Here is a 618-nt window from a genome sequence, read left to right as displayed (position 1 = left end):
GCAGACGCACGCAGCGGCCGTCCTTGATGTCGATTGCCGGAATGATCAGCACGTGCTGCGGCGAGCGACTACTGCGCGGTCACGGCCGCCACTGGACGAAGTTGGAAAGCAGCCGCAGACCCGCAGCCTGGCTCTTCTCGGGATGAAACTGCACGGCGAAGATGTTATCCCGCGCCACCGCGCAGGTAAAGCGAATGCCGTATTCGCAGACCGCGGCGGCAAGGTCTGCGTGCGCCGGCCGCGGGTAAAAGCTGTGCACGAAATAGAACCGCGCCCGGTCGGGGATTCCGGCAAAGAGCGCGTGCGGGCGCACCTGCGAGACCTCGTTCCAGCCCATGTGCGGCACCTTGAGGCCGCGCATCGCGTCGCCGGCAAAGCGCGGAACGTCGCCCGGAAAGACGCCGAGCCCCTCGGCGTCGCCCTCCTCGCCGCGCTCGAACAGCATCTGCATGCCGACGCAGATCCCGAGAAAGGGTTTCGCGCGCACCGCCTCGAGCACCGCCTCGCGCGCGCCGCTCGCGGCGAGATTGCGCATGCAGTCGGCAAGCGCCCCCTGGCCCGGCACCACCACCCGCTCGGCGGCGCGGATGCGCTCGGGCGCGGCGGTCACCTCGACCT

General features: G+C 69.4%; 1 protein-coding gene. It reads right to left on the bottom strand.

Annotation, left to right across the window (positions count from 1 at the left end; genetic code table 11):
* Positions 1-79 precede the first annotated feature (79 nt).
* Positions 80-618, bottom strand: a 539-nt coding sequence (hisH, locus tag NZ773_16265) for an imidazole glycerol phosphate synthase subunit HisH (protein ID MCS6803482.1), incomplete at its 5' end; no start/stop codon positions are given.

It is taken from the genome of Dehalococcoidia bacterium (assembly GCA_025054935.1).
Classification (GTDB): domain Bacteria; phylum Chloroflexota; class Dehalococcoidia; order SpSt-223; family SpSt-223; genus JANWZD01.
The sequence above is the reverse complement of the archived record's forward strand: the minus strand, read 5'-3'. Positions and strand labels throughout refer to the sequence as shown.